Source organism: Variovorax sp. LG9.2 (genome assembly GCF_035018885.1).
GTDB lineage: Bacteria > Pseudomonadota > Gammaproteobacteria > Burkholderiales > Burkholderiaceae_C > Variovorax.
In genome coordinates, this window is the sequence record NZ_JASJXB010000014.1 from 98,023 (window position 1) to 122,835 (window position 24,813).

The following is a 24,813-nucleotide window of genomic DNA, read 5'->3' on the forward strand; positions in this document are numbered from 1 at the left end:
CGATCGAAAACATTCAGAAGGCTTTCATGAAATCCATTCACCGGGCAACGATGCTTGCCGTCGGAGCGGTCGCTGTCATGACCGTGCAAGGCGCGTCACACGCAGCAGCCGCAGCGGGAGCCTGGCCCAGCAAGCCGATTCGTCTCGTGGTGCCGTTCTCCGCCGGCGGCGCGAATGACCTGATGGCGCGGGCCGCGGCCGAAGGTGCATCGAAGGCGTTGGGCCAGCCGATCATCGTCGACAACAAACCCGGCGCCGGGACGACCCTCGGTGCCGATGTCGTCGCCAAGAGTGCGCCCGACGGCTACACGTTTCTGGTGAGCGCCGCGGGCGTGATCTCCAACGGGATGATCAAGAAGACGATGCCGTACAATGACGAGGCGCTGGTGCCGGTCGCGATGATCGGGCTCGCGCCTTCGGTGATCGTGGTGCCGGCCGACGCGCCCTACGACAACCTGAAGGACTTCATCGCCGCATCCAGGAAGACACCCAACGGCTTTCATTGGTCGACGGCCGGCACCGGCAGCACGCCGCACTTTGTCGAAGGACTGCTCGAAACCAAGTACGGCGCCAAGCTCGATGTCGTGCCGTACAAGAGCGGCTCGGAGTCGATCACCGCGGTGCTGGGCAGCCAGGTCGAGGCCACGTCGGAAGCCAGCATCGTGGTGCTGCCCTATCTGAAGAGCGGCAAGCTCAAGGCACTGGCCGATACCTGGACGCAGCGCATCTCTGCCTACCCTGACCTGAAGACAGCCACCGAGCAGGGCTTCCCGGACATCAAGATCGCGCATTGGGCGGGCGTCCACGCACCGCGAGGCACGCCTGACGCCATCCTCGACAAGATGGCCGCAGCGGTCGACACGGCGATGAAAAACGCCACCACCGTGGAGCGCCTGAAGGGCATGGGCATCGAGCCCATCGGCGGCACACGTGCCTCGTTCGTCAAGTTCGTTTCCGAGGAACGGGCGCGACTGGGCAGCGTGGTCAAGGCGACCGGCATGAAGGAAGACTGAATGTCAACGGCGCGTTTAACCCTACGGTTTAACGCGCCTATTGTTTCCATACCGCGAACACCGAGGTTCTTTTCTTGAGGGTTTTTACTTAGTCATTCAGTTCAAAATTCAGTCCATCAGATCGGCACACCAGCCGGCCTGGGTGAACAGGGCCCCGAGCGAGGAGGCCGCCTTCAACGAGGCGGGTACTCATTCAAGACCGGTTCGAAATCATCCAAAAACGTATTTGAAGGAAACTGAAATGACTGTCTCGAAACTCCTCTCCGCCATTGCACTCGCCGTGATCGCCGCTTCGGGCGCTGCCCACGCTGAAACGTACCAAGGCGTCACTGCCGTGAGCTCGCAGCAAAGCCGCGAAGCCGTCAACGGCCAGGCCATCGTCGCTGCACGCAGCGGGAACATCTACGGCGACGCAGCTGGCGAAGGCGTGACCCAGTTGTCGGGCCGCTCGACCGACCGTGCTGGCGTTCGTGCCGAAGCTGTCGAAACCGCTCAATCGGCCAACCAGAATCTGGACCGCAAAGCCTTCGTGAACAGCGTCGTGCCTTCGCAGTACAAGATCCAGCGCACCAACACGCGCCAAGCCGGTCTGTAAAAGGCCAAGGCGCTACGGCGCCTGCAGCGCAACCTGAAATAGCGGGCCCATCGGGCCGCTATTTTTTTGCCTTACGCCGACTCACCCCGGGTCGCGCCGAAAGCAATCGGCCGAATGGTCATTGACCACGCCGGTCGCCTGCAGCCACGCGTAGACAATGACCGGCCCGACGAATTTGAAACCGCGCTTCTTCAGCGCCACGGACATCTGCTCAGACAACTCACTCTTGACCAGCCGCTCTGGCCCCGCATTGCGAATCGGCTCGTCGCCAGCCATTCCCCAGACGAATTTCGAAAAGTCCTCACCCGCCGCCTGCATCGCCAGATAGGCCTTCGCGCCGCCGATGGTCGCCAGAATCTTGGCTCGCGAGCGCACGATGCCGGCGTCCTGCATCAGCCGCTCGATATCAGCTTCGTCGAAGCGCGCGACTTTCTCGGGATCGAAGTTCTTGAACGCCTTGCGGAAGGCATCGCGCTTGCGAAGAATGGTCAGCCATGAGAGCCCCGCCTGGAAGCCGTCGAGCATCAGCTTTTCCCATAGCGCGCGGCTGTCGTGCTCGGGCACGCCCCATTCGGCGTCGTGGTACGACTGCAGCAGGGGGTTGGATTCCGCCCAGCCGCAGCGATGTTGCGCGTGCGCCTTTGCGGCGTCTGCGTTTGCAGCGCTCAAGGCCGGCCTTGCGCGTGGAGCACCGCCTTGAGCCGACGCACCTCGTGCTGCAGGTCCAGGATCAACGCCGCGGCATCGAGCCCGACACCGAAATCGCGCTCCAGCCGCCGTGCTTCTAGTGCGTGCTGCAGCGCAGCGCTATGAAAGCGCCAGTCGTCGGTGCGCGCCGGCACGGGCGCTTCGACCTCGACGATGCCGACTTCCACCAGCTGGACGACCCAGTCGATCTCGGCGCCGACCGCGTGCGCCAATTCGCTCGCGGCGAGCGGCCGGGCGCCGCTGATCGCGCTTGAAGACGTGGTGACAGTGTGTGTAGTGATGGTGTAGCTGGCCATGCTCAGTCTCCCGAAATGCCGAGGTGGCGACGTGGATCGAAAGGCGCTGCTTTCGCGAGTTGCTCGTAGGCCTGCCGCGCCGCGTCGGTGTCGGCGGGCGGCAGGGCGATCTCGAGCAGCAGGTAGAGATTGCCCCGCGGCTTGCCTGGCAGGCCGCGTTCTTTGAGCCGTAGCTTGAGCCCGCTGCGCGCATTGCGCGGCACGGTCACTTCGACCACGCCGCCACCCGGCGTCGGCACCTTCACCTGCGCGCCCAGCGCCGCTTCGGTCGGCGTCACAGGCAGCGTCATGTAGAGATCGCGCTCTTCGATGCGATAGAGCTTGTGTGGCGCGATGCGCACTTCGAGGTACAGGTCGCCGGCCGGCTCGCCGCCCTGGCCGGGCATGCCATGGCCCGTCAGCCGGATGAACTGGCCGGGATGCACGCCGGCCGGAATCTTCACGCTCAGTGTGCGGTTGACGAAGGCCGGCTGCCCCTGCGCATCGGTGTCGAGCGCGCGCAGGGTGATCTCGCGCTCGGCACCGTTGATCGCGTCTTCGAGCGAAATCTCGATGGCCGCGTGATGGTCTTCGCCTTTGGCGCGGTGGTTGCGGCGCTCGGCACCGCGGCGTTCCGAGGCACCGAACATGGAAGAGAAGAACTCGCTGAAATCGGCATGATCGGCCGGGCCATCATGGGGCCCGCGATGGAACTCGAAGCCTTCGTCCCAGCCCGGCGGCGGCTGGAAGTCACCGCCTGCACCTGGGCCGCCAGGACTACCGGCGCGGCCGCCCATGCCTTCACCACGCGCTACACGTGCCGCCAGCGCATCGTAGGCGGCGCGCTTTTCCTTGTCGCGCAGCACGTCGTTAGCTTCGTTGATGTCGCGCATGCGCACCTCGGCGTCGGCTTCCTTGCTGACGTCGGGGTGGTACTTGCGTGCGAGCTTGCGATAGGCCTTGCGCACCTCGTCTTCCGACGCGGTCGACGCGAGGCCGAGTGCTTTGTAGTAGTCCTTGAATTCCATGAAGTGTTCTTGTGTGCCGATGAACGCCGAAAAGAAACGTCTAGGCTATGGCGGCGCCGCCGTCGACGTTTTGCGCTAGCGCATACGCCGTCCATTTACTGCCCGTTCGCTCGAACTTCAAAGGTTGCGCGTTTCCGAGCACATCGGGTCCGATCGGTACGCCGAGCAGCGCGGCAAGCACATACAACGTGCCGCCATGCGCCACCACCAGCACGGGCGCCGGCTCGGCCAGCGCGGCTGCCAGCGCCCCGCGCTTGCGCTCGACGAAGCTCGCCAGCGTTTCGCCGTTCTCGGGGGCGCAGGCCCAGTCGATGTTGGCCGACGAGGTGCCGATCAGGTCACCAAAGTGGCGCTCGCGCAGGTCTTCGCTCTCGAGCGGTACCAGCTTGAGCGTGGCGCCCACGGCTTTCGCGGTGGTCAGCGCACGGTTCGCGTCGCTCGCCACCAACGTGCGGATCGGCTCGCCCGCAAGCACTGCGGCCGCTCGTGCCGCTTGCTGCAACCCGAGCTCGCTCAAGGGTTCGTCGACCGCCTGAAAAATGCGCAGCGCGTTGCGACCTGTCTGACCGTGGCGCAGAAAGTAGAAGTGATCGCAGGCCGGCGTCAGCGGCTCCGCGGCAGCGAGGCGAACGAGTTCTTCGTAGCCTGCGGGATGCTGAACCGTGAAATGAGGAGGCGTCGAAGGTGTGGTCATTCAATACACAAGCTGCAGCGGCCGCCCCTGGCGCTGTGCCTGGACGTCCGCCGGATGGAAGGGCAATGGCTGCCATTGTTTGGCAGCGAACATCGGCAGTTGATCGTACGCGCGTGGCGATGCCGGGTCGCTGCTCTGGCCATACGTCAGCAGGCCCTGCGCAACGGGGCCGCGCTCATCGAAGGTCACGACCTGCAGGTAGCCGGTGCCGGAGTTGACGTTGTAGCCCTTCGAGTCGATCGCTGTCTGACCTTGCGTGCTGAGCTTGTTGAGCACACCTTCGAATTCTTCGCCTCCGTGCAGGCCGATTTTCTCGCCGCGCACCAACCGGGATTGCGGATTGCCCAAGGGTGTGTCGAGCGCGAAACCCGCGACTCGCAGCGTGTTCGCGGCTTCGGCCAGCGCCTTGAATACGGCCGTGCGAATGGCAGGCGTTGCCATGCCGAGTCCGGCCGGCGTTGTCACGGGCTGGGCCGGATCGAACGCCACGCGCCAAACGCCGGGCATGTCTTTGGCGGCGCGCCAGAACTCGCGGAACAGCGGCGCACCGCGAGACGCGGCGTTGCTGGTGCGGTCCCACGCAGTGAGTACACGGCAGCCGGCAGCCTGATCCGCCGTCAATGTCGAGGCGCTTTCAGCGCACGCCGCCGCGAGGTCGTTCATCACCAGCGTGCCGGCGAGGTTCTTGTCGCGAAAGATCACGCTGCGCAAGTCTGCAGCGCTCATCCGGTTGCCGGGAAGGCCATCGGTACCGGCAAGCCGACCGCGGATTTCCATGATGCCGCTGCGCGTGCGCAAGCGTTGCGGCTTGCCGATCAAGCCGACCAGAGGAGACACACCGGGCATCGGCGCGATGTCCGGGTTGCTCAGCCAGAAACTGTCGTTGCTGTTCTGCACATAGTCGGGCGTGATGACGACCGGCATGCGCGCCGGCGCGATCAGGCCGGGCGACGCCGCTGTGCTGTCGCGGCTCCAGGCACAGGCGCTGCGCGATCCGTCGAGCACCGGCAGATTGGCCGCGTTGAGCAGCGCGGCCGCGGCGGGCGAGGGCGTGCAGGTCTTCAACATATCCGCCGACACATCGGGCACCACCGACAGATCGGCATACATCGCGTTGCCGTCACGGTCCGCCGCGATGGTGTTGATCCACGGCATGCCCTGGTTGCCCATGGCAGCACGCAACTCGCTCACGTTGCGCGCCTGGCCCATGCGGATCCAGCTGTCGGCCGATCGTGTGTTCAACGTGTTGGCGTCGCGCAGTGCATAGGCGCGTTGCGCTGTCCAGCCGAGGCCGGCGCGCGGCAGCGAGATCACCGGACCCCAATCGGTCGAATAAAAGGTGTGCTGCAGCGGCGCGCCACAGTCACCTGCTCCCCCGCTGCCGGACGGCAGGGTGACGGTGCGCACCGCCATGCGCTTGGGCTCGCCGTCCACCCAGTAGACAGTCGGGTCGGCCGGGTCGAGCTTCAGTTCGTAGAGCGTGAAGCGCTTGCCGGTCGACACGGTGTGCGTCCAGGCGACATCCTTGTTGAAGCCGATCGACACGATGGGGCTCAGCGCACCGGCTGCGCCCATCACGTCGAGCTGGCCGGGAATGGTCTGGTGAACCTGCCAGAAGCGGTTGATACCAACCCACGGAAAGTGCGGGTTGCCGAGCAACAGGCCCTTACCGTCGGGCGTCGCGTTGCGGCCGAAGGCCCAGCCGTTCGAGCCGAGTTCGCCGCCTTGCGGGTTGGCGTTGAAGCTATAGCGCGCGATCTCGGCGATCGACGCTTCAGGGACGACTGCTGCAGCGGTTTTGACTACCGGAGGCACCGCCGCCAGCACCGCACCCGCCAGTGCGCCGATACCGCCTTGCACCATCGACAACTCGGTCGATCGCGCGAGGTCGCTCGTGGTCATCGGGCGCACCCACGCCTTGCCGCGACAGGGTTCGGGCAAGCCGGCCATTCCCGTGTCTTGCAGGTAGCGGTTGTAGCCGGCCACATAGCCGCGCATCAGCGCCTGCGCATCGGGACTGGCAGTGGCAGCGGCCCGCGCCAGCGCGGCGTCGTCCATGTGAGAGCGCACGAAAAAATCGATGCGCGCGTTGGGCATCTTGACGAAGCCGAAGTCCCCGGCGGTCTGGGCGCCGAGGAATTGCGAGCGGTCGCCGCGAAGCGTGAGCAGGTGCTCGGCCGTTTGGCACACGTTGTCTTGCGCATGCGCATAGGCGGTGCCGTAGCCGAGGCCTTCCCAGTCAGGCGCCGTGATGTGCGCGATGCCGAAGGTGGTTCGCTCGATGGTCACGCTTCGCGCGTTGGCCGACAACGCAGAGCCACTGGCAGCAAGCAGGGCGCCCGCGGCCATCGACACGAGCGCCGTGGAGAGCCGGAAACGAGCGGGCATCCTGAACGATCAGGCTAGAACTTCGGAATGCGCAAGGTCTTGCTGATCATCAACGTGCCCGACAGGCCGAACAGCAACGTCAGCGGGTGCAAGGCCCACGGGCCAACCAGCCAGACGCCGCCCCAGATCGCCTCGCCGATGCGGCCTTGCCAGGCGGCGAGCGCGAGCACGCCGACCAGCGCAACGCTGGTTGGAATGGGCGTGCCTTCGAAAAACTTGACCTTGTCGGCGCCTTCGGACAGCGCCTCGGCGGTGACGTTGTAGCGCGCCAGCCGGCTCACGCCGCAGCACACGAAATAGATCAGCAACAGGCAGTCCCAACCTCCCTTGAGCCCGGCGGCAAACGCCAGCGCAGCGGGTGCGACGCCAAAGGAAATGATGTCGGCGAGCGAGTCGAGCTCGCGGCCTAGCGCCGAGTGCGTCTGGCGCCAGCGGGCGATGCGGCCGTCGAATACGTCGAAGATAAAAGCAGCCGGTGCCAGCGCGGCGGCCCACAAAAAATGATCGATCGACTGGCTCGCCACGAAAGCCATCGCCAGGAACACAGCGCCCACGCCGCACGCCGCATTGCCGAGCGTGAACATGTCAGCCAGATGGAAGCCGCGAATCATCGAGAAGTGCTTGCGCGCTGGCGGTGCGGTGTTGGGCGTAGACATGCAGGGCTTTTCGACAGAGGAGGTGGAAAGCACCTTAGCGCAAACGCAAAGCCGTTTCTGTAGTCGCGTTCCGATGTTCGCGATCGAATCGACAGGGCGCTCAGCTGGTGCGCGGCATGGACTTCGAAGCGGGATGGCAAGTCGCGCATGAGCGCATCGGCGCGCCCGACGACCTCGATGGCCGCTTCTTCAACTCGACAATGCGGCTTCGAGCGGGCCGGCGACGCGCGCGACCAGCGCCTCGCGGGCGGCCGGTGCAGTCCAGCGCAAGCGACGGGTGCTTTCCCATTCGGGATGGCTGCGAGCGGGACGTGCTGCGCGCACCGCCGGCGCCACATCGCGACCGGCGCTGCCGCCGACTGCGATGCGTTCGGTCGCCGCGTGGCCGCGGCGCTCCAGCGCCTGTGCCAACTGCAGCTGCCAAGCCGCCATCACCACCAGCACGCTGTCTTCGATGCTCAGCTCCTGCACGTCGCGCAGCATGTTCATCAACTTGCGGCCGAACGGCCCCCAGCCTTGCGACACCGCACCGCCGATGGCGCCGCCCAGCGCAGCACCGGCACCGAGCGACAGGCCGGCCAAAGCGAGGTCGGCCACCACGCCCACCGCAACGCCTGCGACCACGCCTTTGCCCATCAACAGGCCGGCCGCCTTCATGGCCTCGGGCTCGAAGAAGTCCAGCGTCCAGCGGCCCTCGATGGCTTGCAGCGGCGCTTCGTCTGCATCGCCTTGCCGAAACCCGTAGAGCGCGAGCAGGTCGTCCGTACAGCGCTGTGCCTTGTCGGTGACGGACTGGCGCAGCGCCGCGACCATCGCCTGGCGCTGGGCTGCGTCGGCGAACGCTGCGGCCGACGCTGTGCGACGCACGGCCGCCGCATCGACCAGCAGTTCGGCGATGCGGGCCGCCGCGGCGTGGCGTCGATGCGCGGCTTCGGCTTCGAGTTGTTCGACAGCCCGATGCAGCGGTTCGCGGTGATCGCGCAGCAAGGTCGCGAGGTCGCGATACAGATCACGCTCGGCACCGGTAAAGGGCGCTGCCGCGTCGAAGCGCACAAGCACGTGCAGGCCGTAAGCCGACAGCAGTTCCTTCCACGCGGGCTCGCGGCTGGCCGCATCGCGCACGAAATTCAATACCGGCAACACCGGTCGCGCGCATGAATTGAGCAACTCGATCTCGGCGCGAAACTTGGGCAGCACAGGCTCGCGTGCATCGATGACGAGAAATGCCGCATCGACATCGAGCATCGTGCGCAGCACCTTGGCCTCTTGCTCGAAGGTGCCGTGCGCCTCGGGGCTCTGAAGGAATGCGCGAATGCGATCGGGCGGTGTGTGCGTGGTGTCGAAGGCTTCGAGATGCTGTCGCAGCGACACCGCGTCTTCAAGCCCCGGCGTGTCGAAAAACCGCACGATGCTGCGGCCGTCGATGCGCAGGTCGACGCTCTCGACATGACGGGTTGTGCCGGGCCGCTCCGACACCTCGCCAAAATCGACGCGACGGGTCAGCGTGCGCAGCAGCGAGGTCTTGCCGGAGTTGGTATGGCCGACGACTGCGATGCCGATGGCTTGAGGGTCGCTGCTGGCAACAGACAGCTTGTCGTTCATGAACGGACGCCCGCTTCTCCACGGCCGGTGAGCGCTGCGCTGTCGTCTTTTAAAACGCCATCCTCCTGCCATGGCGCGATGCCGACCTCGACCATCCAGTCGCGCCAGCGTGCCGGCGTGGCCGACACGCCCCACAGCCAAAGTCGGCATTCACCGCACCGGCTCTGCACTTCGCGCACGAAGCGTTCCGCACCACGGTCAGGGCTCGATGCGCCGTTGCACACGAGGATCACGCGTGCAGGTCGCGCCCCAGTCAACGCGGCGAGCAGTTCGCCGCGCTGGGCTGCGCTGCCATCGACTTGAACATGGTGGGCGGCAGCCGGAACAGCAAGAGCAGGCGGCCAGGGCGCCTCGTCGGGCAGCTCGAAACCGATGATCCAGAGCGCCTTCGAGGTGTCGCTCGCGGCCAGGCCGGGCACTGCACCTTGTCGCATGCGTCCACCGTCGGCATCGACCACGCGGGGCGCTTGAAGTGCATCGAAGCGTGCCAGCAACTTCAGGTAGTAGGCATTGCGCAGGTCAGGCTGAAGCGCACTTTTGCGCGCCTGCCAGACGGCGGCGCTCAACAGTGCGAGCAGCAGCCGAGGCAACAGGCCGTAGGCCACGACGCAGCCGGTCAGCCACAACGCCCATGCGCGCTGGCCGGCAAGCGACGCGGTATCCGGGGCGGCACTCGGCGATGAAAGCACCGTCTGTGCATCCGGCACTGGAAAGCCGAGCCACGATGGCAGTGCGCCGAGCCACTGCACGCTGCGCACGAAAAACCCGGGCTCGAGAATCGTCGTCTCCCAGCTCAGCGTGTAGTTGCGAAACGCCAGCGAGAAGAGCAGGGCGGCGACGATGACCGCGAACGAAAGCGTCCAGATCGTATGGCTCACGAATCCGAGTGCCCACGGCAGCAGCCGCGCACGTGTCAACAAGCCGGTCGTCGCGCGCACCAGCACCGGCGCTTGCCCGCGCTTGCCACCCGCCACATGCGCAGTGAGTGCGAGCCAGATCGAGCCGAACGACGCGCTGAACGAGCCGAATGAGCCGAACGGAAGCACGAGCCCGATGAGCCATACCAGTAGCGTCAGCAAGTGCAGTCCGAGCAGGCTGACCAGCGCGACCATCACGTTGATCTTGCGATCGCCGCCGATCACGTTGCCGGCCACGCCGAGCCCCGCGAGCACCACCACAGCGACGATGGCCAGCAAGATCCACGGGGCCGAGGCGCGCATGCGTTCGACTTCGGCTTCGAGCCCGATGCGACGCCCGAGGATGCGGGCGCGTTCGGTGATGCGAGCGGCGCCGGTGAGATGCAGCGACGACATCGCGGTACGCACAGCCTCCGCGTCGTCCAACGGGCCGGTCGTTTCGACCCACCGCACCGATTCCGTGACGACCGCGTCTGCCAGTGTCGTGTTCAACAAGTTCCTTGGTCGTTATGAGTCTTGGTGGGAGGGCGCGGAAATTATGCCCGCCACACAGGCCACGACCACAACGGAAAACGGGGCCGCGTACGGCCCCGTTGAAAGCATCCCTCTCGGAATCGCGTTGCGCTGATGCGCTCTCGTTGCTTTCGATCCGCTTTCAGCGAAGGCCGAAGAACGAAAGCACTGCGACAACGACGACGACCAGGCCGACGATATAAATGATGGAATTCACGGCAAGCACCCCTCTTTGTTTAAGACGGATGAATGGTCGTGGCAAAGCGCATATTGGATTGTCGGCGGCGGTCGGCGCGCGCTGTAGGACTCGCGAATCAAACGCGGTCGTTCATCGGTCCGTCGAATCAGTCGTCTTTGCCGTCGCCCAGAAAGCCACCGCTCTGGTGCGCCCACAGACGCGCATACAGGCCGTTCTTCGACAGCAGCGTCTTGTGATCGCCTTCTTCGACCACGCAGCCTTCGTCCAGCACGATGAGGCGGTCCATCGCCGCGATGGTCGACAGCCGGTGCGCGATCGCGATCACCGTCTTGCCTTCCATCAGCGTGTAGAGGCTCTGCTGGATCGCGGCTTCGACTTCGGAGTCGAGCGCGCTGGTGGCTTCGTCGAGCAACAGGATCGGCGCGTCCTTCAGCATCACGCGCGCGATGGCAACGCGTTGCCGCTGGCCGCCCGATAGCTTGACGCCGCGCTCGCCCACGTGCGCGTCGTAGCCCTGCCGGCCTTTGGCATCGCCGAGCGTCTGGATGAACTCGTGCGCCTCGGCACGCTCTGCGGCTGAACGCACGGCAGCGTCGCCCGCGTCGGGCCGGCCGTAGTCGATGTTGTCGGAGACCGATCGGTGCAGCAGCGACGTGTCTTGCGTGACCATGCCGATGTGGCGCCGCAGCGAGTCTTGCGTGACCTTGGCGATGTCTTGCCCGTCGATCAGGATGCGTCCGCTTTCCAGATCGTGGAAGCGCAGCAGCAGGTTGACCAGTGTCGATTTGCCGGCGCCCGAGCGGCCGACGAGACCGATCTTTTCACCCGGCGCCACGGTGAGCGTCATATCGTCGATGACGCGGCGGCCGCCATCGGAATACCGAAAGCTCGCGTGATCGAAGCGGACCTCACCGCGCGGCACCACCAGCTGCGTCGCGGCCGGCACGTCGAGCACCGTGCGCGGAAGCGACAGCGTCTTCATGCCGTCCTGCACGGTGCCGATGTTCTCGAACAGGCTCGTCATTTCCCACATGATCCAGTGCGACATGCCCTGCAGCCGCAATGCCATGGCGGTCGATGCGGCGACCGCGCCGATGCCGACCGCGCCGTTCGACCACAGCCACAGCGCCATGCCGCACATGCCGGCGGTGAGCCCCATGCTGAGTGCGTGATTGGTGATCTCGAACAGGCTGACCAACCGCATCTGCCCGTAGCCGGTGTGCATGAACTCGCGCATCGCGTCGCGCGCAAAGCCGGCCTCGCGCTGCGTGTGCGAGAACAGCTTGACGGTCGCGATGTTGGTGTACGCATCGGTGATGCGGCCGGTCATCAAGGCGCGCGCATCGGCCTGCGCCTTGCCGACCTTGCCGAGGCGCGGCACGAAGAAAGCGAGCTGTGCCAGATAGAGCGCGAGCCAGATCACGAAGGGCCATATCAGTTGCGTGTCGAGCACGGCGACCAGCACGATCATGGTCGCGATGTAGACGCCCATCGCCACCAGCACGTCGGCCAGCACGAAGACGGTATCGCGCACCGCCAGCGCGGTCTGCATCACCTTGGCCGTGATGCGGCCGGCGAACTCGTCCTGGTAGAAGGCCATGCTCTGCCCCAGCATCAGCCGGTGGAAGTTCCAGCGCAGGCGCATCGGCAGGTTCACCGCCAGCGTCTGGTGCTTGACGATGGTCTGCAATGCAACCACGCCGATGCTCGCCGCCAGAGCGAAGCCGAGCCACATCAATGTGGTGCCGCGCTCGTCCCACAAGCGCGCCGGCACCTGGCCACCGAGCCAGTCGACGATGCGACCGAGCATCGCGAACAGCAGTGCCTCGAACGACGAAATGGCTGCGGTGAGCAGCGCCATCGTCGCGATCTTGCCGCGCACGCCGTCCGTGCAGGCCCACAAGAAGGCGAAGAAACCGTGCGGTGGCAGCGGCGGTTCGGCGGGCGGATAGGGGTGAAGAAGCTTCTCGAAAAAGCGGAACAAGGCAAGCAAAGGGGTCGGTCTCCAGCGTCGATGCGCGATGGTGGAATTGTCTGCGATGCGGGATGGTCGCCGGGTGCGTGCGGCTATGTCGCGACCGCAAGTGCTTCTCATGCAACCGCTTCCCCTGTTCGCCAAAGTTACGGGCGCAACCGGGGGTTCAGCCGGTCGCTCAGAAAGTCGATGAAGCTGCGCAGCTTGGGTGCCATGTACTGCCGGCTCGTGTAAACGGCGAACAGCGTCACCGCGGGCGCCGCGTAGTCCGGCACCAAGCGCGTGAGCACGCCGCTTGCCAGGTCGTCGTCGACCAGCCACGCGGGCAAGAACGCCATGCCCATGCCGGCGCGCACTGCATGCAATGTGAGCGTGGTGTCGTCCGACAACATCACCGGCCGCAGTCGCAACGGTGCCTGTCGTCCGCCCGAACCCTTGAGCGAGAGCCCTTCGATGTTGACGTAGCTCGGCACGATGGCGTCGAGCTTGGCGAGGTCGGCCGGCGCCGAGGGCTCGCCGATTCGACGCACGTAGCGGGTCGCCGCCACCAGATGGAACTGCACCTTGCACAGCGACCGCGCGATCAGCGCGGCAGAAGGCTCCTGCGTCGCCCGCAGCGCCAGGTCGTAGCCATCGGCGGCCAGATCGATCTTGCGGTTTTCCAGATGGATGTCGATCAACACTTCCGGGTACTGCTCGCGATAGTCGGCGAGCACGCGGGCGAAGCGGGGCGTCGCACACCAGACCGGCGCACTCACTTTGAGCCGGCCGCGTGGTGCTTCATTGCGCTGGCTGATCGTGGCTTCGGCTGCGTCGAGCATGTCGAGCGCCTGGCCGCTTTGCTCGTACCAGGCGGTGCCCGCTTCGGTCAGGCTCAGGTGACGGCTGGAGCGGTTCAGCAAGCGCGCGCCGAGCGACTTTTCGAGCTGTGCGATGTGCTTGCTGACCATCGGCGGCGACATCGAAAGCCGCTCGGCTGCTGCCGTAAAACTGCCCGACTCGACGACGTCACGAAACACGCGGAGGCTGGTCATTCGGTCCATCGATGCTTTCCTCAGAAGAAACCGATCATTGAATGCACGGCTCTCGAATTCTGCAAGGGAAATCACTACATTCGATGTGAAGGAGCTTTGCCATGACCACGAATGCCACCACGAACCCAGCGACCCCGCGCTTGCCGACCTACTTCATATCCCATGGCGGCGGCCCCTGGCCCTGGATGAAAAAAGAGATGGGCAACGCCTATGCGCAACTCGAGGCCTCGCTGTCCGACATGCCGCGGCAAATCGGCCGCAAGCCGCGCGCCATCCTGATGGTGTCTGCCCACTGGGAAGAGTCCGCCTTCACGGTGATGGGCAACCCCAGGCCGCAGATGATCTACGACTACGGCGGCTTTCCCGCGCACACATACAAGGTGCAATACAACGCGCCCGGCTCGCCGACGCTGGCGCGCCGCGTGATGGAACTGATCGAAGGCGCGGGCCTGCCGGTGGCGCTCGATGTCGAACGCGGCTTCGATCACGGCACCTACTCGCCGATGGTCGCGATCTATCCCGAAGCGGATGTACCGGTCGTTCAGTTGTCACTGATGCGCGGGCTCGACCCGGCCGCACATCTGGCGCTGGGCCGCGCGCTGGCGCCGCTGCGCGACGAAGACGTGCTCATCGTCGGCAGCGGACTGAGCTATCACAACCTGCGCAACTTCGGCCCGCAGGCGCACGACGTGTCGAAGGCCTTCGACGACTGGCTGGACGATGCGGTGGTGCAGGGCGCGCCGGCCGAACGCGCGAAGCAGTTGGAGGCGTGGTCGTCAGCGCCGGCAGCACGTATCGCGCATCCGCGTGAGGAGCACCTGATTCCATTGATGGTGGCCGTGGGTGCGGCCGAAGGCGATGTCGGCGAGCGGATCTATCACGAAGACGCCTTCATGGGCGGACTCGTGGTGTCGAGCTTCAGGTTCGGCACAGCGGCGAACGCCTGAGTGCGTCCTGCGCGCCCGGCGTCGACGCGCACCGCCCCTCAGCTGCGCCGCGTCTCGCCGTCTTCGTTGACCAGCCCGACGCGCGTTTGCCGGCCCCACGTGCCGCGCCCGGTCAAAAAGGTCCACCAACCCCAGGCTGCGCCCGTGTGCCGAAGGAGTTGAAAGGTAAACGGCTCGACGATAGCGGCCAGAAAGGCCTGCACCATGTTCACCTCGCTCTGCTCGCCGATCCAGCGGCGGTACAGGTACACCGACCACAGATGGAACAGCAGGTCGAGCACGATCTTGGCCCCGATCACACCCGCCGCAGGCGCCAGCGCGCCGAGGTTGCCCTCCACGATGTACACCAGCAGCAAGGCAAAGGCGGCCAGCCCGTACAGCGGCTGCAGCGTGTCGATGGCTTTCACCGGAAGCATCAGCGTGCCGAGCCAGCCGTAACGCCGGTCGCCGACCATCGCGCGGTACCAGTACTGCGTTTGCAGGAAGCCACCGAACCAGCGGCGACGCTGGCGCAGAAAGGGCATCACACCGCTCGGCGCATCGGTGTGCGCCTGTGCATCGCCGAGCACGCGCACGGTCCACGGCAATCCGTGCGCTTGCGCATAGCGGTGCAGGCGGTGGATGAGCTCGTAGTCCTCGACCAGGCAGTCGGTGTCGAAACCGCCCACCGCACGCACTGCGTCGAGCCGGAAACCGGCGAACGCGCCGGAGATCAGCAGCAGCCCGTCGACCCGCATCCACGCGTAGCGCGACAGAAAATTACGGATGTACTCGTACGTCTGAAACCACTGAAAGCAGCGGCCCGCCAGTGTGCGGCTGCACACCGGCGTGATGACGCCCGTCGCGGCCACGAGATCGGGCTCGGCCGAAAACGCATTGCGCACGGCTGCGATGGCCTTGACGTCGAGCAGCGTGTCGCCGTCGACCGTGAGCACGGTGTCGGTGTCGATGCAGGCAATGGCAGCATTGAGCGCGACCGCTTTGCCACCGTGCGGCAACCGCAGCCAGAAAAGACCGGGGTGGCTGGTGCTGGCTGCGCTCAACTGTCCGAAGGCGGGCCGCGTGAGGCCGTAACGCGTCACGAGCAACTCGGCGGTGCCGTCGGTAGAGCCATCGTCGGCAATGACGATGCGATCGGGCACATCGGTCTGGCCGAGCAACGCGGCCAGCGTGACCGGCAACACGGCCGCTTCATTGTGCGAGGCGACGATCACGCCCAGCGTATCGCGCTGCACGTCCGTCGCGCCGACGCGCGCAGGCAAAGCGGCGGGCCGTCGCAGGATCGGCAACGTGTGCCAGCCGACGAAGAGCAGCAACACGGTGTCGTACAGCACATACGCCACCCCGACCGACCAGCCCCACACACCGCCGACCTTGAAGGCCATCGCGAAAAGGGCGATCCACAACACGAGCACGCTGCTGTGGATCAGCACGCTGACCAGCGGCGTGGGCGGCGGCGTGAGCCGCGGGGATGCGGCCACGAACGCGCTGCGAAGGGAATCGTTCAAGGAAAGGATGCTCGAAAAAGTGCCCGGGAAGATGCCCGAAAAGAGGCCGTTAACGCAGGGGACAATCGCCCCGGTTCATAAGCTGAGTCGGTTCTGCCCTGAAAATTCCCTCGATGCTCCCACACGCCCGCTACACCAAGACCGCCATGCTGTTGCACTGGCTCATCGCCGCGCTGATGGCGGTCAACATCGCGTTGATCCTGGCGGTCGATCTCTTTCCCGACGACTGGGTTCGGCCTGCGGTCGACACCCACAAGTCGATCGGCATCACGGTCCTCGGTCTGGTGATCTTGCGGCTTCTGTGGCGCTTTACGCACCGGCCGCCGGCGATGCCCCTTTCTTACGGTCGGCTCGAAAGCTTCGCCGCACACGCTGCACACGGCACGCTGTATGCATTGATGATCTTGCTGCCCCTGTCGGGCTGGATGCACGACTCGGCCTGGAAAGACGCCGCCGCCCATCCGATGCACCTTTTCGCCCTGGTGCCCTGGCCGCGCATCGGCTGGATCATGAACATCGAGCCCGCGACCAAGGAGATGCTGCACGACAAGTTCGGTGCGCTGCACATCTGGGCCGGCTACATCCTGTACGGGCTGTTCGCGCTGCACGTGGCGGGTGCCCTCAAGCACCAGTTCATCGACAAAGAACCCGAACTCCAGCGCATGCTTCCATGAACTTTCCGCCAGATTCCGACGCCGGCGCCCGCGCCTTCATCGAACGCATCGACGCGCTGTCGACGCACCACGATCCGGTGCACGAAGGCGTGCGCGTGCGCTGGCGTCGCTTCGGCAACACCGAGACCGACATCACCTACCCGCCGCTGGTGTTGTTGCACGGCGGCCATGGCAGCTGGATGCACTGGATCCGCAATGTCGAGGCGCTGTCGGCCGAACACACGCTGTGGTTGCCCGACATGCCGGGCTTTCTCGACTCCGACAAGCCTTTGCCGATGGCCGACGGCCAGGCGCCGATCGATCCGTTGCTGACGGCGCTGGGCGGCACGCTCGACATGCTGATCGGCGCCGATACGCCAGTCGACCTCGGCGGGTTCTCCTTCGGCGGACTGGTGGCGTCGACCTTCGCCACGCGGCGTCCGGTGCGTCGGCTGGCGCTGGTCGGCAGCGGCGGCCATGCGTCGCTGCGGCGCCTCACGCTGGACATGATCAACTGGCGCCGCTCGGTCGATCGCGAAGCCGAGCGTGTCGCCTTGAAGCACAACCTCGACGCGCTCATGCTGCACGACAAGGCTTCCGATCCGCTGGCTTTCGAGATCCACGACGTGTCGTGCCACGGCACGCGATTCCGCAGCAAGGACGTGTCGATGGCCGGTGGGCTGCAGGCGGCGATCGACACGCTGACCTGTCCGTTGCTGCTGATGTGGGGTGAGTACGACGTCACCGCCGACCCGCGGCCGCTGGTGGCGCGATTGACTGCCGGTCATCCGAATCGCGGGGGCGCGGTGGTCGATGGCGCCGGTCACTGGACGCAGTACGAGCGCGCCGACGAAGTCAACCGTCAGCTGCTGCGCTTCTTCGACTGATGCCGATGTAGTGCACGCGGCCCGTGTCCTTCCAGCCGCCTGGCGCTGTTGCTGGGCTTGCCCTCGGCAGTTCGCACGGATCGCAGGGTGGAGTAAGTGAATCTGGCATCGTGCCGGCAATGATCGCCTGAGAGTGTTGCAAAGAAGTGGTTGGGGTTTTCGGAATACTGTATAAAAATAAGGGGTATCCTTTTAGCTCCAGCAACTGCACAATACTGGATGGATGTACAGATATTAGCGCCGACAGCGGTTAAGGACTACCCCCAAACCTGGAACGAATTCCTCGACTGGTTTTCCACCGAGGACGATTGCCTTGCCTATCTGGAGCGGCTGCGTTGGGATAGCAACTTCGTCTGCCCGAAGTGCGGCGGTATTGGCGAGGCATACCGAGCCAGCCGCACTCGTTTGATGTGTCGTGGCTGCCAGCACCAGACTACAGTGACTGCCGGCACGATCTTCGATAAGACCCGCACGCCGCTGCGTGTGTGGTTGGCCGCCGCCTGGTATCTGACTAACCAGAAGCAAGGCGTCAGCGCCTTGGGATTGCAGCGTGTGCTCGGCTTGGGCAGCTACCAGACGGCCTGGACGATGCTGCACCGATTCCGCCGGGCGATGGTTCGCCCCGGTCGGGATCAACTCAAAGGCGTGGTCGAGGTCGACGAGACCTACATGGCGCTGACCGACCGTGAGGACCCACCCATCAAGACCGGGCGCAAGCGCAGCACGTCGAAGTTGCTGGTCGCCGTGGCCGTCGAACTACTGGAGCCCAAGGGGTTTGGCCGCATCCGGCTGCGTCGCATTCCCAAAGCTTCGGCGCAATACCTGATTCCGTTTGTCCAAGAGAGCATCGAGCTCGGCGCCCAAGTGCGCACTGACGGTGCGGCCGCCTACAAGCCGCTGAAGGATTTGGGCTACGACCACCAGCGCACTGTGATGCTCGGCTCGGACGTGCCTGCACATGTCTCGATGGCTGGTGTCCATCGTGTGGCGGCCCTGGTCAAGCGCTGGATTCTTGGGACGCACCACGGCTCGGTGCAGCCCGAGCACTTGGACGCCTACCTCGACGAGTTCGTCTTTCGCTTCAACCGCCGAACCTCAGGCTCGCGCGGCATGCTGTTCTACCGGTTGCTTCAGCAGGCCGTGGTCACGGCGCCCGTGACCTATGCGGATGTGATTCAGTCGAGCGCCTCATAAGGGCCAAGGCGGTCGGCTACGGTTTCCTCAGGGCCTGAATTGCAATCCAGAAGCAGGCGAGCGCACCAACTATTGACGCGACCAGGAGTGGCCAGTCCAAGACCGAACTTGCGCCTACGACGACCCTTTCATACCGACTTAACGAAGGAATCAATATGACGAGACCCAACGTCACGTAAACCCCAACTCGAACGAAGTTTGTTTTTTTCATAAAAGTAATCTCCCACCGACCATTCATTCGAGTGCAACGTCGAGTTCCCAGCGACGCGCTTGTCATTCTGAAGATCAAGAAGCCACCGTTCTGCCGCTGCTGCATCCTGCGACAAGGCCTGTTGTCGGCTGTTGTAACCCGTTGGCCTTGGAGCGTAGCGCTTCCCCGTGAACATCGCTAGCATCTGTACGTTTATCCAGTAGTTCTGCGGTCGCTGGAGCTAAATGGATACCCCTTATAAAAATACAGTTAACGATTCATCATGGGCCTCCCTTCCTTCGACTCCTTTTCCCCGTCCGCGCGCCAGAACGTCTGGCGCGGTGACGAGCTGGGCAGCGCCGACATGCCCGTGCTCGGCACCGGCCACCCCGCGCTCGACGCCGAGCTGCCGGGGGGCGGCTGGCCGATCGGCGCGATGACCGAGGTACTGCAGGCGGCACCTGAAGCGCATGTCTGGCAACTGCTGCTGCCGGTGCTGTCTCGCGCGGTCGAAACGCGGGGCGGGCCGGTGGTATTGATCGGCGCACCTTACGAGCCCTTCGGCCCGGCGCTCGCTGCCGCGGGGTTGCCGGTCGAGGCGCTGATGTGGGTGCGCAGCGAGGCGTCTGCCGCACGGCTCTGGGCTTGCGAGCAGGCCTTGCGTTGCGCCGACGTGGCGGGCGTTCTGGCGTGGTTGCCGCAGGCGCGCGTGGGCGAGTTGCGCAGGCTGCAACTCGCTGCGGCACAGCATGAGGGGCTGTTGTTCGTCTTCAGGCCTGAATCCATGGCGCAGTCGGCTTCACCGGCGCGGTTGCGGCTGCAGGTGGTTCCGGCAGAAGGCGGGCAGATGGATGTCCATTTGCTGAAGCGCCGTGGCCCGCCGCTGGTAATGCCCTTGACTTTGCCCGCCCGCAGCGAGCGCATGACGGCGTTGCTGGCCGCCAGCCAGTTGCGGCGCAAGCGGCGCATGCAAGAACTGCAAGGCGCGCAAGAAGAAGCAAATCCCGGCACGACCGTGGTCCGTCTGGACTTGCGCAGGAAGGAGGGGCAATCGCATGCAATGGATCGCGTTGCGGTGGCAGCCTGAAGAAGACCGGGCACCTGTGGCTGCAACGGCACCGATGCCTGGCGCGCCAGCCGCCGACACGCCTGTCGCTGCGCCTCCTTCCATCGAAACCCTCGGCTGGTGGGCGCTGCAATTCACGCCGCGTGTCACATGGCTCGACGAAGCGCTCCTGCTCGAAGTCTCGGCCTGCGAGCGGCTCTGGGGCGGGCAGCAGTCGTTGATGCGCCTGATGACCGCTTGGAACCCGGCGCCCGGCACGCGCATCCAGAAAGTGCAGGGCGCCAATGGCTTGATCGCGCTGGCACGGCTGCGGCTGTTCGCGCGCGGCCACAAGCCGCCCGTCGATGTGCCGGCCGCCCTGCCGCTCGGCGCACTCACGGCTGCGCGGGAGCATCTCGACGTGCTGGAGCGCATGGGCTGCCGCACCTGGGGCGACGTGGCGGCGCTGCCGCGCGGCGGTCTTTCGCGGCGCTTCGGTACGACGCTGCGTGAGACGCTCGACATGGCGTGGGGCTTGCGCCCCGAGAAGCACACGTGGCTTACCTTGCCCGATGTGTTCGACCAGAAGCTCGAACTGCCGGCGCTGGCCGAGAACGCGCATGAACTCATGTGGTCGGCCAACCGCTTGTTGTCGGCACTGCAGATCTGGCTGCGCGCGCGCCAGCGCGGCGTGCTGGCGCTAGAGCTCGAATGGACGCTTGATTTGAGGCGCTTCAACGGGGTGAACCTGCCGCCGCATCAGAGCATCACCGTGCGTACCGCCGAGCCCACGCAAGACATGGCGCATCTGCGCAAACTGATGAGTGAGCGGCTGGCGCTGACCCAGCTCGGTGCGCCTGCGAGCTGGTTGCGCTTGCGCTCGCTCGACACGTCGCCCTGGGCCGGCGCGAGCACGAGCTTCCTGCCTGAAGACAACCGCAAGGGCGACAAGCTGCACGAGCTGGTGGAGCGGCTGAGTGCGCGCTTGGGGGCGCAGCAGGTGCAGGTGCCGGTGGCCCTGGCGGACCATCGACCGGAGGCGATGCAGGCGTGGGGCCCGGCGTTGCGGAGGGGGCTTGCTACGGGCCGTCGCGGGGGGAGCCCCCATCCCTGCCTTCCCCCCAGGGGAGAGGGCGTAAGTACCTTTCCGCCCTGGCTGCTGCGCCAGCCGCTGCGCCTCGAAATACGCGCCGGGCATCCCTGGTACCACGGGCGGTTGCGGCGACTGGTCGGTCCGCAGCGGCTCGAAGGCGGGTGGTGGGCCGACGACCATAACGAAGGCGGCGAGCCGATGGCGCGCGATTATTACGTCGCGGAGAGCCCCGAGGCCGGTCTGGTCTGGGTTTATCGCGAGCGAACTTCCGCCTTGCGCGGAACGAATGAAACGCGCTGGTTCCTGCAGGGGATCTATGCCTGAACTCAGCGACAAACAGTTGATGGCGCGCCGTCCGGCCAAGCTGTATCCACTGCCACCGAAACAGCCGCCAGAGTTATCTACGTTACCAACGCTGCCCGACTACGCCGAGCTGCATTGCCTCACCAACTTCAGCTTTCAGCGCGGTGCCTCCCGACCGGAAGAGCTGGTCACCCAGGCCTATCACCTGGGCTACAAGGCGCTGGCGATTACCGACGAATGCTCGGTCGCCGGCATCGTGCGGGCGCATGTCGCCCTGCGCGACCATCCGCAGGCGCTGGACGACTACGAGCATGAGCACGCCGACGAACCACCGCTCACGCGCAACCCCGATTTCCGGCTGCTCTTTGGCAGCGAGTTCGACTTCGACCGTTTTAAGTTGGTTGCGATTGCGCATGACCTCGAAGGCTGGGGCAGCCTCTGTGAATTCATCACCGCAGCGCGCACCACCAGCGCGCCCAAAGGCGAGTACCGCGTGACATGGCCGAGGCACGGCAGCGATGAAGTTCAGGTCGGCCACGAAAACAAGACCGAAAGCCATGTCGCATCGCTGCAGCACTGCGAAATCCTTCTTGCGCCGCATCGCACGGTCGACGTCGAAGCTCTATCGGCCGACGTCGCGCACGCACAAACCTTGTTTGGCGACCACCTCTGGATCGCCGTCGAACTGCTCAACGAGATGGACGACGACCTGTGGCTGCTCACGCTCGAGCAGGTCAGCCAAGCCACCGGCGTACCGTTGGTCGCGGCTGGCGACGTGCACATGCACAAGCGGTCGCGCAAGCCACTGCACGATGTGGTCACTGCAATCCGCGAGGGCAGGAGCGTGGCCGAATGCGGCTTCGCGCTGCAGTCCAATGCCGAGCGGCATCTGCGCCCACGCTTGCGGCTGGTCGACTTGTACCCGCCGGAATTACTGGCCAACACGCTGGTGGTGATGGACCGCTGCCGCTTCGACCCGGACGAAATCAAGAAGCACTACGCGTACCCGCTGGAGCTGCTCGGCAACGGCGAGACGCCGGCGCAAACGCTCGCGCGCAAAACTTGGGAAGGCGCGGCAGGACGCTATCCGCAGGGCGTTCCCGCGTCGGTGAAAAAGCAGATCGAGCACGAACTCGCACTCATCGAGGAGAAGCGATACGAGATGTTCTTTCTCACCGTGGAAGACATCGTGCGCTTTGCCAACGAACAAAAAATACTGTGCCAGGGCCGCGGCTCATCTGCCAACTCGGCGGTGTGTTATTGCCTGGGCGTCACCGCCATAAACCCGATGGTCGGCCATCTGTTGTTCGAGCGTTTCTTGAGCCGCGAGCGCAACGAGCCGCCCGACATCGACGTCGACTTCGAGCACCAGCGGCGCGAAGAAGTCATCCAGTACATCTACGACAAATACGGCCGCGAGCGTGCCGCCATTGCCGCGGTGGTGATCTGCTATCGCTCCCGCAGCGCCTTGCGCGATGTCGGCAAGGCGATGGGTGTCGACGAGCGGCTGGTCGACGAATTCGCCAAGGACCATTACTGGTTCGACACCACCATCCTCGACCAGCATCTGGCCCAGGCGATGGAGCGCTCGGGCGTGCGCGAGCCGCCGCGCAAGCTGGCGCAGTGGCTGGAGCTCACGAATGAACTCAAGGGTTTTCCGCGCCACCTGAGCCAGCACGTCGGCGGCTTCGTGCTGACCCACACCAAGCTCACCCGGCTGGTGCCGGTCGAGAAGGCGTCCATGAAAGACCGCTCGATCATCCAGTGGGAAAAAGACGATCTCGAAGCCATGGGCATGCTCAAGGTCGACGTGCTGGCGCTTGGCATGCTGAGTGCCATCCGGCGCGGGCTCGACTTCACGAACCAGTGGCGTGGCAGCTCGCTGGAAATGCATCAGATCCCCAACGACGACCCGAAGGTGTTCGACATGATCTGCGCGGCCGACACCGTCGGTGTGTTCCAGATCGAGAGTCGCGCGCAGATGTCGATGCTGCCGCGCCTGCAGCCGCGTTGCTTCTACGACCTGGTGATCGAGGTGGCTATCGTGCGGCCCGGACCGATCCAGGGCGGCATGGTGCATCCGTACCTGAAGAACCGCGAGAAGCTGCGCCGTGGCGAAGAGATCGAATACAAGTATCCCGATCTCAAGAAGGCTCTAGGCCGGACCCTGGGCGTACCGATTTTTCAGGAGCAGGTGATGCAGATCGCAATGATCGCGGCGCGCTTCACCCCCGACGAAGCCGATGCCTTGCGGCGTGCCATGGCGGCCTGGAAGCACACCGGCCACATCGAGAAGTTCCAGAACAAGCTGATCGACGGCATGGTCGACAACGGCTACGACCGGCCCTTTGCCGAGGCCATCTTCAGTCAGGTCAAAGGCTTCGGTGAATATGGCTTTCCCGAGAGCCACGCGGCCAGCTTCGCGTTGCTGGTGGCCGTCAGCAGCTGGCTCAAATGCTACGAGCCGGCCTGCTTTCTGGCCGCCATGCTCGACTCGCAGCCGATGGGTTTTTACTCGGCCTCGCAACTGGTGCAGGACGCGCAGCGCCATGGGGTCGAGGTGCGGCCGGTGGATGTGACGGTGAGTGAGATGGACAGCACGTTGGAGCCTGTGGTGACGGAACAGAGCGGCCATCCCGCGAGGCAAAATCATCCAGCAGTGCGGCTGGGCCTGCGCCGCATCGGCAGTCTCAGCGCAGCCGGTGCCCATCGCCTTCTCCAGGCCCGCGCATTCGCCCCGTTCACCAGCACTGAAGACCTCGCAGTGCGTGCCGACCTCGACGCGCGCGACATGGCCGCGCTGGCGGCATCCGACTCGTTGATGGCCTTGTCCGGCCATCGCCGCCAGCAGGTATGGGATGCCACGGCGCAGCGTCGCGCGCCGGCCTTGCTCAAGGGCGTGCCGATCCACGAAACGCCTTTGCTGCTGCCGCCCGGCACTGAAGGCGAAGAGATCGTCGGCGACTACGCATCCATGAACCTCACGCTGCGGCGCCATCCGCTGGCGCTGCTGCGGCCCCGCATGGCGCGCCTGAAGTTGCTGAGTGCGGCCGAGCTGCACGACCTGCCGCACGGCCGGGTGGTGCGTGCCTGTGGCATCGTCACCATGCGGCAGCGTCCGCAAACCGCCAAGGGCACCATCTTCGTCTCGCTCGAAGATGAGACCGGCATCGTCAACGTGATCGTCTGGAACGACCTGGTCGAAGAACAGCGCGAGCCGTTGTTGAAGTCCAAGCTGCTCGCCGTCAAGGGCGTGTGGCAGCGCGACGTGGCCAGCGGCGGCAACGTGCGGCATTTGCTGGCGCAAGGCTTCAAGGACTTGACGCCGTGGCTCGGTCGACTCGCAGGGCAAAACAAAAGCAGAGATTTCCATTGACCAATCAACGCCATTCATCT

The 24,813-nt window shown here is 65.1% G+C and carries 20 protein-coding genes; 9 read left to right on the forward strand and 11 right to left on the reverse strand.

Annotated elements, in window-relative coordinates; genetic code table 11:
• Nucleotides 1-26: 26 nt before the first annotated feature.
• Both QN413_RS15830 and QN413_RS15835 read left to right on the forward strand, forming a co-directional pair.
• The gene (locus tag QN413_RS15830) at nucleotides 27-1,013 is read left to right on the forward strand and encodes a Bug family tripartite tricarboxylate transporter substrate binding protein (RefSeq protein WP_416352192.1); all 987 of its coding nucleotides are present in this window, start codon (nucleotides 27-29) and stop codon (nucleotides 1,011-1,013) included.
• Nucleotides 1,014-1,254: 241 nt separating this feature from the next.
• A complete protein-coding gene (locus QN413_RS15835; protein ID WP_323497540.1) occupies nucleotides 1,255-1,608 on the forward strand; it encodes an alpha/beta hydrolase in 354 nt (117 codons plus the stop codon).
• Nucleotides 1,609-1,689: 81 nt separating this feature from the next.
• On the opposite strand, the gene QN413_RS15840 is transcribed toward QN413_RS15835, so the two are convergent.
• The 10 genes from QN413_RS15840 to QN413_RS15885 all read right to left on the reverse strand — a co-directional run bounded on the left by QN413_RS15840 (nucleotide 1,690) and on the right by QN413_RS15885 (nucleotide 13,606).
• The gene (locus QN413_RS15840) at nucleotides 1,690-2,277 is read right to left on the reverse strand and encodes a DNA-3-methyladenine glycosylase I (RefSeq protein ID WP_323497541.1); all 588 of its coding nucleotides are present in this window, start codon (nucleotides 2,275-2,277) and stop codon (nucleotides 1,690-1,692) included.
• Entirely contained in the window at nucleotides 2,274-2,612 is a 339-nt protein-coding gene (locus tag QN413_RS15845) for a chaperone modulator CbpM (protein ID WP_187051592.1), read from the reverse strand. The genes QN413_RS15840 and QN413_RS15845 overlap by 4 nt, the downstream gene beginning before the upstream one ends.
• A gap of 2 nt (nucleotides 2,613-2,614) precedes the next feature.
• Nucleotides 2,615-3,619, reverse strand: a complete 1,005-nt coding sequence (locus QN413_RS15850; protein ID WP_323497543.1) for a DnaJ C-terminal domain-containing protein — start codon at nucleotides 3,617-3,619, stop codon at nucleotides 2,615-2,617.
• Nucleotides 3,620-3,659: 40 nt separating this feature from the next.
• Nucleotides 3,660-4,313: a histidine phosphatase family protein gene (locus tag QN413_RS15855; RefSeq protein ID WP_323497544.1), complete on the reverse strand. Its 654-nt coding sequence runs from the start codon at nucleotides 4,311-4,313 to the stop codon at nucleotides 3,660-3,662.
• The gene (locus tag QN413_RS15860; RefSeq protein ID WP_323497545.1) at nucleotides 4,314-6,701 is read right to left on the reverse strand and encodes a penicillin acylase family protein; all 2,388 of its coding nucleotides are present in this window, start codon (nucleotides 6,699-6,701) and stop codon (nucleotides 4,314-4,316) included. It lies immediately after the preceding gene.
• Nucleotides 6,702-6,715: 14 nt separating this feature from the next.
• A complete protein-coding gene (locus tag QN413_RS15865; protein WP_323497546.1) occupies nucleotides 6,716-7,357 on the reverse strand; it encodes a CDP-alcohol phosphatidyltransferase family protein in 642 nt (213 codons plus the stop codon).
• Between the two features lie 189 nt (nucleotides 7,358-7,546).
• On the reverse strand, nucleotides 7,547-8,959 hold the full coding sequence (locus tag QN413_RS15870; protein ID WP_323497547.1) for a GTPase/DUF3482 domain-containing protein: 1,413 nt from the start codon (nucleotides 8,957-8,959) through the stop codon (nucleotides 7,547-7,549).
• A complete protein-coding gene (locus QN413_RS15875) occupies nucleotides 8,956-10,368 on the reverse strand; it encodes a DUF2868 domain-containing protein (RefSeq protein ID WP_323497548.1) in 1,413 nt (470 codons plus the stop codon). The genes QN413_RS15870 and QN413_RS15875 overlap by 4 nt, the downstream gene beginning before the upstream one ends.
• A 365-nt stretch (nucleotides 10,369-10,733) precedes the next feature.
• Nucleotides 10,734-12,572 (reverse strand): ABC transporter ATP-binding protein, encoded by a 1,839-nt coding sequence (locus tag QN413_RS15880; protein WP_323497549.1) that lies wholly within the window; start codon nucleotides 12,570-12,572, stop codon nucleotides 10,734-10,736.
• 137 nt (nucleotides 12,573-12,709) lie between these two features.
• Nucleotides 12,710-13,606 (reverse strand): LysR family transcriptional regulator, encoded by an 897-nt coding sequence (locus QN413_RS15885; RefSeq protein WP_323497550.1) that lies wholly within the window; start codon nucleotides 13,604-13,606, stop codon nucleotides 12,710-12,712.
• 92 nt (nucleotides 13,607-13,698) lie between these two features.
• Between QN413_RS15885 and QN413_RS15890 the strand changes: the two genes are divergently transcribed.
• Entirely contained in the window at nucleotides 13,699-14,544 is an 846-nt protein-coding gene (locus tag QN413_RS15890) for a class III extradiol ring-cleavage dioxygenase (protein WP_323497551.1), read from the forward strand.
• Nucleotides 14,545-14,582: 38 nt separating this feature from the next.
• On the opposite strand, the gene QN413_RS15895 is transcribed toward QN413_RS15890, so the two are convergent.
• The gene (locus tag QN413_RS15895) at nucleotides 14,583-16,052 is read right to left on the reverse strand and encodes a glycosyltransferase family 2 protein (protein ID WP_187051602.1); all 1,470 of its coding nucleotides are present in this window, start codon (nucleotides 16,050-16,052) and stop codon (nucleotides 14,583-14,585) included.
• A gap of 113 nt (nucleotides 16,053-16,165) precedes the next feature.
• On the opposite strand from QN413_RS15895, the gene QN413_RS15900 reads away from it, so the two are divergent.
• The 6 genes from QN413_RS15900 (at nucleotide 16,166) to QN413_RS15925 (ending at nucleotide 24,793) form a co-directional block, all read left to right on the forward strand.
• The gene (locus tag QN413_RS15900) at nucleotides 16,166-16,726 is read left to right on the forward strand and encodes a cytochrome b (protein ID WP_187051603.1); all 561 of its coding nucleotides are present in this window, start codon (nucleotides 16,166-16,168) and stop codon (nucleotides 16,724-16,726) included.
• Nucleotides 16,723-17,592, forward strand: a complete 870-nt coding sequence (locus QN413_RS15905) for an alpha/beta fold hydrolase (protein ID WP_323497552.1) — start codon at nucleotides 16,723-16,725, stop codon at nucleotides 17,590-17,592. The genes QN413_RS15900 and QN413_RS15905 overlap by 4 nt, the downstream gene beginning before the upstream one ends.
• A gap of 219 nt (nucleotides 17,593-17,811) precedes the next feature.
• Nucleotides 17,812-18,786 (forward strand): IS1595 family transposase, encoded by a 975-nt coding sequence (locus QN413_RS15910; RefSeq protein WP_323497574.1) that lies wholly within the window; start codon nucleotides 17,812-17,814, stop codon nucleotides 18,784-18,786.
• A 473-nt stretch (nucleotides 18,787-19,259) separates the two neighbouring features.
• A complete protein-coding gene (gene imuA, locus QN413_RS15915) occupies nucleotides 19,260-20,063 on the forward strand; it encodes a translesion DNA synthesis-associated protein ImuA (protein ID WP_323497553.1) in 804 nt (267 codons plus the stop codon).
• Nucleotides 20,032-21,438, forward strand: coding sequence for a DNA polymerase Y family protein (locus QN413_RS15920; protein WP_323497554.1), 1,407 nt, complete (start codon nucleotides 20,032-20,034; stop codon nucleotides 21,436-21,438). Before imuA ends, QN413_RS15920 begins: the two co-directional genes overlap by 32 nt.
• The gene (locus tag QN413_RS15925; RefSeq protein WP_323497555.1) at nucleotides 21,431-24,793 is read left to right on the forward strand and encodes an error-prone DNA polymerase; all 3,363 of its coding nucleotides are present in this window, start codon (nucleotides 21,431-21,433) and stop codon (nucleotides 24,791-24,793) included. The genes QN413_RS15920 and QN413_RS15925 overlap by 8 nt, the downstream gene beginning before the upstream one ends.
• The last annotated feature ends 20 nt before the right edge of the window (nucleotides 24,794-24,813 follow it).